Here is a 9700-nt window from a genome sequence, read left to right on the forward strand (position 1 = left end):
AGATGACGAGGTTGATAGGCTGGGTGTGTAAGCGCAGTGATGCGTTGAGCTAACCAGTACTAATAGCCCGTGAGGCTTGACCATAAAGTTTATCAAGGTGAAACATGCCGCTTTGTTAGCAATCATATGGGATATGTTCCTATTATGGGAACGTGTCCCGGGTTTAATCGATAATTAATCCCGGCAACCATAACGAAGGGGAAACACCCGATCCCATTCCGAACTCGGAAGTTAAGCCCTTCAGTGCCGATGGTACTGCGGGGGAAACTCCGTGGGAGAGTAGGTCGTTGCCGGGTTTTTTATTTTTAGCGCAATTTTAATTAGAGGGGATACCTTTTGGTGTCCCCTTTTTTTATGCCATAAAAAATCAGGATTAAGAGAGATGGGAAAAGCCCTTATTGCCATTGAAGCAATGGCCCACCTGGGAATAATTAAACTCTATGCGATTGGCGGTGGAGTTGCCGCCACTTATTTTATTATATTAAGCCGATCCTGATTTATCGCCTGGATGTGTCTTTTATCCCGGCGTCCAAAAATATGGCCTGACAGATAGGCTGAGGAAGCTCGAGGAAGGCGGAGGAAATGAATAAATCTGCTGAACGAGTTTTCGAAAAAAAAAGTGAGCGGCGCCGCCAGCTGGCTAAACTGCCCTTCGAGAAAAAGATTGAGACGGTAGTCGAGCTTCAGCAGCTAGCAGCTGAAATACGCCCCGATAAGCGCCACCGGGTCTGGCCAATTTAAGCTTGAAAAACTGGCATTTGCTGGGTTAGGTCAAATACCGGGACTTGACTTCCTTGGCTAAAAGCATAAACTAAAAGTGCCCATAAATGGGTACTATTGGTTTATGATTATGGAAAGAGATCGCTTATCAGTCTTACTCCGTTCTGAGAACACAGTCTTTACTTTTAAGGAACTGTCTTTAATCTGGAAAGAAACCGATGCCAGACTGGTTAAAAAATATGCCTATCGCTATGTAAAGGCCGGTAAGCTTTACCCCATCCGTAAGGGAATTTATGCCAAGGATAAAGACTATGACCGGCTGGAGCTGGCGGTCAAAATATACACCCCGTCTTATGTTAGCCTGGAAACTATCCTGGCCAGAGAGGGCGTGGTCTTCCAGCATTATGATCAGATTTTTGTGGTCAGTTACCTAAGTCGTGAGTTATCCTGCGACGGCCAGACTTATGTTTTTCGGCGAATAAAGGAGCCTATTTTGACCAATTCCCTTGGCCTGGAGACAAAAGATAATTATTACTTTGCCTCCAAAGAAAGAGCTTTCCTGGACACAATATACCTGAACAAAAACTATCACTTCGACAACTTATCCTCCATTAACTGGGACAAATGCTTTGAGATAATTCACATCTATGGCAACCCGGCCATGGAGAAAAGGCTGAATTCCTATTATAAGCTGGCCGCCCATGCTTGATATCAACACCCATAAAACCATCCTGCTTCAAATATTAAAAGATATCTATACAGATACTTCGCTTGGCCCGGTTCTGGGTTTTAAGGGTGGGACTGCTGCCTATCTTTTTTATCGCCTCGGGCGTTTCTCGGTAGATTTAGACTTTGATCTTTTAGACAGTGAGCAGGAATCTTCCGTTTATAAAAAACTCGAGGTGATCCTCGATCAATATGGAGTTATAAAAGAAAAACACCGAAAGCAACATACTTTGTTGTTTGTCCTTTCCTATGATGACCAGGCACAGAACATTAAGATTGAAGTTAATTTAAGAAACTTTGGCTCGAGCTTCCAGCTAAAGAACTATTTGGGCATTCCGATGCTGGTCATGGTCAGAGAAGATATGTTCGCTCACAAACTGGTAGCCATGCTGGAGCGCAAAAAAACAGCCAATCGAGATGTTTACGACGTCTGGCATTTTTTAAAAAACCGCTGGCCGGTAAATAAACAAATCGTTGAGAAACGCACCAGGATGAGTTTTAAAGATTACTTGAGAAAATGCCTGGCATTTGTGGAAAGCCTTAATGACCGGAACATTCTGGCCGGAATGGGTGAGCTTCTGGATGAAAAACAGAAAACCTGGGCAAGGGCTAATTTAAAAAAAGATACTATTTTCCTGCTGAAGATTAGGTTGGAGCAAGAGAGGTAATGGATCTGGTTTTGGCGAGGCAACAGGATTTAGTCAGATAGCCGAGCAAAAAATATTTTCATTTAGCTTTTCTGGCAAGGCAGTAAATAATCCATTGATAGCGAAATTGGTAAATATCAATTTATCTTTTCTTCTGACGTCAATAACGTATTAGACACTCTTTTCTTAATGATTAGTGGATAGGTGCTGATAAACGCATACAAAATCAAATATATAAAGGATCCTAAAAGGGCCAAAACAAAAATGCACATTGACCTGGCAAGTTCGGCCAAAATTGAATCTGATATAGATCCGTTTTCGCCAAATGCCATCAAGGACATATCCAGAAAAAAGTCATAATTATGATAGATACTGCCAATCAGGCCAAACAGAATTAAGCCGAGCCCTATAGCCAGGAGTTGTCTTGATAAAACCTTCAGGGGAGCGAGGAATAAGTCCAGGCATTTGTTAACAGTATCTGAAATGGTGATTATTGAAAGCGAACTAAATTTGGTCAGCTCCTGTTTGATGATTTGTTTTATTGGCTTGAGTTCTTTCATCTTGAGTGTCGGCAGCTTGATTGAGGCGGGATTTAATCTATTCTTTATCAGTTCAGGAAGTAGCTCAAGTGATATCCATTTGCCCAATTTTTTAGCTCTGTTATAGGAAGCTATGATCTTGGGCATAAAGTAAACAAGAGCGAGAATAGTAAATTCTATTATGAAAATAGTTAACTTGGTTAGAACCGGAAGAAAAGTAAACCAATCATTCTCGATAAGGCCGAAGTGCATCTTTTCCCTCCAATATAACTGCAACGAATTATAACAAATAAGGTAAGAGCGTAAAAGTTTTCAAAATAAAAGAGAAGAAGACTATAGTTAATTTTATTCCTGTCAGAACTGCCCTTCGAGAAAAAGATTGAGACGGTAGTCGAGCTTCAGCAGCTAGCAGCTGAAATACGCCCAAATAGACGCCACTGGGTCTGGCCAATTTAAGAGAAAAGCCTGGTAATAAAGCCTGCTCCCGGATAAAAAATCAGGCAGGCCGTTGCCCGGGTCCACCCGTTGATCCGCCCCTACAGACTTAAGTGGCTAAATTGTCTGATTATCCACCAAACCCTTAATTCCGCCCGACGGGTTAATTCGGGAATTGCTGCTTTTGCCAACCTTTTATTTTCTCTGGAACCTTTTTATTTTCTTAGCAACGTTTCCGCCATAATACTCAGCAGTTCATTTTGATAATCACCGTTATATTCCCAGAACATAATTCCGCGAAGCTGTTGATCAATAACGTAATTGCATTTTAATTTAACCGAGACAGCATCATCATAAGATATAAATATCTGGCGAGAATGGCTGTAAAGGTAGGGAGCCTTGGCCACATCATCCCAGTACCTTTTAAAGCCATAATTACCTTCTAATTCCGTCCTGATTGATTTATACGAGGAATCAATCGAGGCTGGCTTGCCAGGCTGAAAAAGACCATTATTTTTACTATCCACTTCTCCCCAGGCCTGGCCATAAAAGGCGGCACCAATGACAATTTTATCTAATGGCACACCGGCTCGAATAAAGTTCTGGACAGCGTGATTCGTTGATATATCCTTTGGTGCATCGGGATTGGTATAAAGACAGGTGTGGTGACCGGTAATGGGGTCGGCCTCAGCCACGCAAAAATCATAGGTCATAAGATTTACAAAGTCGAGATATCTCGCCACCTCCCCCATCTCCGTCGCCTCGACAAACTCATCCGCTGCTCCGGCAGCTACCGTGGTCAGATAGTGCTTCTTGTCTTCTTCTTCATATTTATCCAGTTCCTCTCTTAGAGCTTTTAAGAGTAGCGTATAGTTTTTCTTGTCTTCGGGACGATGCGTATTACCTATACCCGGCAGCCCGGGATATTCCCAATCAATATCAATACCGTCAAGTTTATATTTTCGGACAAACTCTGCCGCTGATCTAGCAAACTTACTTCTTGATTCTTCTGTCAGAGCGGTATCAGAAAAGTTACCAGACCACGTCCAGCCGCCAACGGAAATAAGGACTTTGAGGCGAGGGTTTTCTTTTTTTAAAGAGTTAAGAAGTGCAAAATTCTATTCGTCAGACTCGAATCCCTTTTTGATCACACCATTTTCTATATCAGCAAAGGCGTAATTAATGTGGGTTAATTTTCGAGCAGCTATTTGTTCCGGCTGGATTAAGTTGTTTTCTACAAATACATAGCCAAGGACGACTTTATCTTTTGTGTTATCTTCCACCAGGCTGGTATCTCCGACGCTTTGGCGGCAGGAATTGAACCCAAGAACAGCTGAAAGGCCCATTAATGCTATTAAAAGTTTTTGATAAACGTTATTCATCCCTCTCCTCTCCATTTCTAACAATTTATTGAAATAGCTTACATCTACCAGGCCGCATGAGGAAGCCATTGCTCGTTCCAGCGCCAGTCATGGTCCTCTCCTGTTTCTTCATAAGTTCGATGTCAGCCAATATCTCTAATATCATATAACCAGGCAGTGATTCCATCTGTAATTCCGAGGAAAAGTTTTTTATTCCCATGAATTTAATAACAAATAGGGAGCCCTGCTTTTTCAAGTACCATGCTCAGAAATTTGCCAGCCTCCTTTGCACCTATTCCTACTGTCGGCTGTCCAGCACGTCGCGACCGAACCTCATTATTCAGTATAAGCTCTCTCTCAGAGGCGCCTACCTCTACGTGAGCCAGTATAATGTCTTAACCTGATAGAGTGACCTGTTTGATTTTATAATAAATTTAGTGTATGTGTCGTAATATATATGTGAATATTTCAAAGGGGGTGAGGCTAAAATGGCTGATAAAAGGTTCTTCCAATTTAAGGTTGGTCTGATTTTTTTATTTATTTTCCTCGGCGTCTCTTATGCTCAAGAAATTAAACTCTCGCCTGTGCTGACTATCGGTAAAGACGGTTCAAAGGAACAGGAAATAATCGGGAACATAGCTGATCTGGCTCTTAGTTCCAACTATATTTATATTTTAGACGATAAAATCACACGTATTCAAAAATACACTAAGACTGGTGACTATGTGGCGAGCATCGGGAAAAGAGGTCAAGGGCCAGGGGAATTGGACAATGATCTCCGATCCATCGCCACCGATGAAAAAGGTCATATCATTGTTGGCGGGACAAGAAAAATTTACATCTTTGCTGAAAGCGGGCAATATATTAACTCATTTCCGGTCGATTTCCAGATGAATCATCTAGATGTGGATAAAGATGGTAACATTCTGGCCGTGGGCTTAAAAAAAGACAGGATAATTCAGGTCTATGATCAGCAGGGAAACTATATTTCTTCTTTCGGCGAGCCTTTTGAGGTAGCTTCCAAATTCAGTAAATATAAGAATTTCCCTGTCGCTAAATTGCCATTCAGGGTCTATTGCACGGCCAGTGGCCGGGTTTGTTTTATTAATCCTTATAAGTTTGAGATCTACGTTTATAAAGATGGCCGGTTAGAAAAAAAGATCGAGCGTCCTTCTGATTATTTCAGGCCTTCTCAGTTGATTGAATTTGCGCGTGGATTTGCCATTATGTCAATGGATTATGCTATTTTCGAGCGCGGGGATTTATTATATGTATCTCTCTTTGACGGGGAAAAAGGAAAATCGCAATTAATACTTATCAGGGACAGTAAGCCCTTGACCAAACTTGAATTAGACCATTTCCCGGTGGCGATGGACGAAGATGGCTATTTATACTCAGTTGTCAGGTCCGATGCGCCTTATGTAGCTAAATATCTGGTTAAATTATCTTCCACTGGTCTTGATTAGTGGAGATTGGCCATGTCCTTTAAAGTCAAAAGTAAAGATATTTATCTCAGGCTAAAGAGGATCAGCGGACTTTTTCTAAGCTCTTTTATTTTAGCTTCTGTTTCGCAGGCTTCCCTGAATGGAAAAGCGGGTAGTACTGATGACCAGCAGCATCCGGTCGTAGTAAATCAAAAAGAGCCAGATCAGTTAAGATATGTCAGAGTCGTGGAGTGCACGAAAGAATTCATGCGGAAAGAGATAATATTTCCTGAGTCAAAGGAAAATGTTGAGATCGCCCTAGACTCAAGTAACAATATCTATGTATTAGACAGAGAATCGGCTTTAATCAAGGTCTTTGATCAAGCCGGTAGTTTAGTCCGGCAGTTTGGGGGAAAAGGCGAAGAAAAGGACAAGATGCTCTTGCCGAAAAATTTGATAATTACCCCTCAAGGTGAAGTGATGATTAGGGACAAGATGAAATTCCTTCTTTATTTTTTTTCGCCTCAAGGGAAATTATTAAGAACGGTTCCTTATAGCCTGGACAATTTAGGAGAGATCAGATTTACGGCCGGTGACGACATTATTGCTGATACACTGGTTGCGGAGGATAGTAAATTTTTCTTTGAACTAGCCAGGTATGATAAAGAGTTGAATTATCTGAAGACGCTGGTCTCGCTGGAGGTAACAGAGGTATTTAATCAGCTTGAGCTTCTCTATTTCGGACACTATATTGGTTGGAAGTTGACCAACGATGAAAAAATAGTCGTCGGGAAAAGTGACCAGTATATATTTTATATTTATGACCTCGAAGGGAATTTGCTCAAGGAAATAAGAAAAGAATATGAGCCGGCCAAAGTAACCTCAGAAGAAAGAGAAAAAGAACTGGACCGAGCCTCTCCCCAGGCTATAGAAAGATTGAAGAAAATGGTTTACCATAAGCCCTTTCGAGATTTTACTATTGACCAGAAGAATCGTCTCATCGTCAGAACCTGGGAGAAAGCGTCGGATGGAAAAGGCCATTATTATGACGTCTTTGACTCTGGTGGATTATTGGCAGGCAGATTTTCAGGGGACTTTTCCATTAAGCTCTGGCTTGACGGGAAATTTATGGCTGTTGAAGATCTGTCTGATGAAAAGTCTGTGCTTAAAATATATAACCTAGACTGGAATTGAGAAGGAAAGAAATGTCTGAACTCAGTCTGGAATTTAATTTGCTCGACAATGCTTTTGATTACGTAGAGAGCGCGATAAAATACAGCAAATGTAAAGATCCCCGTTCCCTGAAGTATGCAGTGTTACACCTTGATGCTTCAATTGAGTTGTTCCTAAAATCGCGATTGGTCAAGGAACACTGGTCACTTATTTTTGAGGATCCGGATAAAGCCAGCCTTCAAGCACTAGAATCGGGCGATTTTGTCTCGGTTGATTTAAAATCGGCTTTGAATCGGCTGGAAAGAATAGCTGATATCCGAATAAACAAAAGCCTGTCTAACAGCATTGTATCTTTGAGGAATTATCGTAACAGGATCCAGCATTATGCAATAAAAGTAAATGCAGACGCAATAAAATCATTGTTAGGTTTTATCTATAATTTTGTTATTGATTTTTGTCAAAAAGAATTAAATCAGGATATAAAAGAGTTCCAAAAGACTTTTGACGAAATCAAAGAAGAATTGCTCGCAATTCAGGAATTTGTGACGGCAAGAGTGAAATCTCTTCAGGATAAACTAAAGGAGGTAGATAGTGATAAAGTTTTTTGGTGCCCGGATTGCAACCAGGACACATTGGTTACAGGAAATAACGAGGATCCAGAGTGTTTGTTTTGTGGAGAAAAAAAGAACGCCGGGGCCGTGGCATTCTTGATATCAATGGGCAAGATAAAGACATGTCCAAACTGTGGGCGGGAAACTTTTGCTCTCAGAGAAATTGAGGAAAAAGGATTTCGTTACTACTGTGTGTATTGTGGCTTGTCTGGTTATTGGGAAGAATGTGCAACGTGCGGAAGACTTTTCTCTGCTGATTCAGGCTCGTTATTTTGTCCGGATTGCCTGGATAAAATAAAGAAAAAGTATGAATAATTCCTCGCGGTGACAGCACACCTTTGTCCAACCTTACATGGGCTTCGTGATTTTGGCAAACTTAACTTCACTGAATATTAAGGTTTTCTCTTGGTCTTAAAGTGGATACTGAGGCGACCCTCATAGTCTGGTTAGAAAGATGCCTCAGCTCGGGAAGCAGTTGAAGTGACATCCATTTGCCCATTTTTTAACTCTTTTCTAGAAGGCTATAACCATTGGTATAAGGTAAACAAGAACAATAATAGAAAGGTCAATTATCAAAATGGCTAATCCGATTAAGGCCAGGAGGTAATCAAGCCAACCGTCTCCTGGAGAAGGCTGAATTGTATCTTATCCAGGCAATATAAGTTCAAAAAATTATAAAAAATAAGGTAGGGCGCAAAAGTTTTTAAAATGGGAGAGAAAAAAGCTATAGTTATTTCGGTCCTGTCAGAACTACTTTTGAAGAAAAAGAATAAGATCGTGTCTAAGCTTCAGCAGCTAGCAGCTGAAATCCGCCCTGCTAAGCGCCGCCTAGTCTGGCCCCTTTAAGCCTGAAAAGTTAGCCATTGCCTTTTGTCAGCCGGATATTTTATAATAAAAATGCAGAGTGGAAACGGAAAAGCTGGCCTGAGGTTATATCAAGCCAGCTAAATTATAGGCCGTAAAATGAAAGCTAGATTTTACGCCCCTGCCTTTGTCACTCCATCCTTAATCTTATCGTTTATCTTGTTTAATGCTGCTGGCTGCAGGCAGCAGGAATCAGCCTGGAGAGGCAGCATAAAAGATGAGAAAGGCATAACAGTTGTCAGAAATCCTGCGCAGCCAATATATAGAAAAGACATAATTTATTTTGAAGAAGAGCTTCAGATTGGCTCAGCCGATAAATCAGACAAATATATTTTTTCAAGTATCGATGGTCTCGATGTAGATGATAACGGCCATATTTATGTTCTGGACAGCCGGGCGGCAGAGGTCAAAGTCTTCAGCCAGGACGGCGAATATTTAAGAAGCATAGGAGGGAGAGGGCAGGGGCCGGGTGAAATGCAAAGACCTCTCTTCCTTCAAATCACAGCTGATAATGAACTTGTTGTCCAGGATTACGCCACCCAGCATTTTTTATATTTTTCTCTTGATGGACGATTTCTCAGGCAGAAAGCTAACTGGAAAACAGAACATCCCGCTCAGCTGGTCAAAATAGATGAGCAAGGAAATCTTATAGGGTTAGAAATATTAGGACCTCCTCCGATGGGCGGAAAGGTTTTGAGGAAGTATAATTCAAATTTCGAGCCGCCAATTACACTGGCTGAACAGCCTCAAGATTTAACCGCCAGGACAGAATATAACATCCTCAGGCCGACGTTTTATTTTGATGTTTTTGCCAACGATAATATTATCTTAGGCCATTCTGAAAAATATGAGCTCGATATTCTTAATCCCGAGGGGAAACTTATAAAGAAAATCCTGAAAAAACACAGACGCATGCGTATTCGGAATGACGATAAAGATTTCTATAGGGAAAGATATGAAAGTTTCATTAAAATTGGCGGGAAGCTAAAGTTTCCCGATAGTTTTCCGTGTTTTAGTGATATAGCCGTTGATGATAAGGGCAGGATATTTGTTAAGACCTTTGAAAGAAAAAGGAACAAAAAAGACACGTTTTATTTTGATCTTTTTGATGAAGAGGGGAAGTATCTGGCTAAAATGCCGATAGTTATTAGCTTGAATCGAGACTCTGTGTGGAAAAACGGTAAGCTTTACACGGTAGAA

General features: G+C 41.1%; 9 protein-coding genes, 2 rRNA genes and 1 pseudogene. 9 read left to right on the forward strand and 3 right to left on the reverse strand.

What is annotated here, in order from left to right; translation table 11 throughout:
* From PHV30_10935 to PHV30_10955, 5 genes are all read left to right on the forward strand, one after another.
* Positions 1-84 (forward strand): 23S ribosomal RNA (locus tag PHV30_10935); the annotation flags it as partial.
* A gap of 95 nt (positions 85-179) precedes the next feature.
* Positions 180-296 (forward strand): 5S ribosomal RNA (gene rrf / locus PHV30_10940).
* A gap of 286 nt (positions 297-582) precedes the next feature.
* The gene (locus tag PHV30_10945; protein MDD5457529.1) at positions 583-741 is read left to right on the forward strand and encodes a hypothetical protein; all 159 of its coding nucleotides are present in this window, start codon (positions 583-585) and stop codon (positions 739-741) included.
* Positions 742-850: 109 nt separating this feature from the next.
* Entirely contained in the window at positions 851-1429 is a 579-nt protein-coding gene (locus PHV30_10950; protein ID MDD5457530.1) for a hypothetical protein, read from the forward strand.
* Positions 1422-2114, forward strand: a complete 693-nt coding sequence (locus PHV30_10955) for a nucleotidyl transferase AbiEii/AbiGii toxin family protein (protein ID MDD5457531.1) — start codon at positions 1422-1424, stop codon at positions 2112-2114. The genes PHV30_10950 and PHV30_10955 overlap by 8 nt, the downstream gene beginning before the upstream one ends.
* A gap of 116 nt (positions 2115-2230) precedes the next feature.
* On the opposite strand, the gene PHV30_10960 is transcribed toward PHV30_10955, so the two are convergent.
* The 3 genes and pseudogenes from PHV30_10960 to PHV30_10970 form a co-directional block, all read right to left on the reverse strand.
* The gene (locus PHV30_10960; protein ID MDD5457532.1) at positions 2231-2884 is read right to left on the reverse strand and encodes a hypothetical protein; all 654 of its coding nucleotides are present in this window, start codon (positions 2882-2884) and stop codon (positions 2231-2233) included.
* A 398-nt stretch (positions 2885-3282) separates the two neighbouring features.
* Positions 3283-4161, reverse strand: a pseudogene (locus tag PHV30_10965) (glycoside hydrolase family 18 protein).
* A gap of 24 nt (positions 4162-4185) precedes the next feature.
* A complete protein-coding gene (locus PHV30_10970) occupies positions 4186-4449 on the reverse strand; it encodes a hypothetical protein (GenBank protein MDD5457533.1) in 264 nt (87 codons plus the stop codon).
* A 467-nt stretch (positions 4450-4916) separates the two neighbouring features.
* Here PHV30_10970 and PHV30_10975 point away from each other — a divergent pair, with 467 nt between their 5' ends.
* The 4 genes from PHV30_10975 to PHV30_10990 all read left to right on the forward strand — a co-directional run.
* Positions 4917-5894 carry a 6-bladed beta-propeller gene (locus PHV30_10975; protein MDD5457534.1) on the forward strand — a complete coding sequence of 326 codons (978 nt, stop codon included), beginning with the start codon at positions 4917-4919 and terminating at the stop codon, positions 5892-5894.
* Between the two features lie 12 nt (positions 5895-5906).
* Positions 5907-7046: a hypothetical protein gene (locus tag PHV30_10980; protein ID MDD5457535.1), complete on the forward strand. Its 1140-nt coding sequence runs from the start codon at positions 5907-5909 to the stop codon at positions 7044-7046.
* Positions 7047-7057: 11 nt separating this feature from the next.
* Entirely contained in the window at positions 7058-7951 is an 894-nt protein-coding gene (locus PHV30_10985) for a zinc ribbon domain-containing protein (protein MDD5457536.1), read from the forward strand.
* A gap of 648 nt (positions 7952-8599) precedes the next feature.
* The coding region (locus tag PHV30_10990; GenBank protein ID MDD5457537.1) for a 6-bladed beta-propeller at positions 8600-9700 on the forward strand (1101 nt) is incomplete at its 3' end.

The organism is Candidatus Margulisiibacteriota bacterium, assembly GCA_028715625.1.
In the GTDB taxonomy this organism is placed as follows: domain Bacteria; phylum Margulisbacteria; class Riflemargulisbacteria; order GWF2-35-9; family GWF2-35-9; genus JAQURL01.

Bases quoted from the DNA above. Each gene is read 5' to 3' on its own strand.
- PHV30_10945 (MDD5457529.1), top strand. From the start codon at position 583: ATGAATAAATCTGCTGAACGAGTTTTCGAAAAAAAAAGTGAGCGGCGC.
- PHV30_10950 (MDD5457530.1), top strand. From the start codon at position 851: ATGGAAAGAGATCGCTTATCAGTCTTACTCCGTTCTGAGAACACAGTC.
- PHV30_10955 (MDD5457531.1), top strand. From the start codon at position 1,422: ATGCTTGATATCAACACCCATAAAACCATCCTGCTTCAAATATTAAAA.
- PHV30_10960 (MDD5457532.1), bottom strand. From the start codon at position 2,884: ATGCACTTCGGCCTTATCGAGAATGATTGGTTTACTTTTCTTCCGGTT.
- PHV30_10970 (MDD5457533.1), bottom strand. From the start codon at position 4,449: ATGAATAACGTTTATCAAAAACTTTTAATAGCATTAATGGGCCTTTCA.
- PHV30_10975 (MDD5457534.1), top strand. From the start codon at position 4,917: ATGGCTGATAAAAGGTTCTTCCAATTTAAGGTTGGTCTGATTTTTTTA.
- PHV30_10980 (MDD5457535.1), top strand. From the start codon at position 5,907: ATGTCCTTTAAAGTCAAAAGTAAAGATATTTATCTCAGGCTAAAGAGG.
- PHV30_10985 (MDD5457536.1), top strand. From the start codon at position 7,058: ATGTCTGAACTCAGTCTGGAATTTAATTTGCTCGACAATGCTTTTGAT.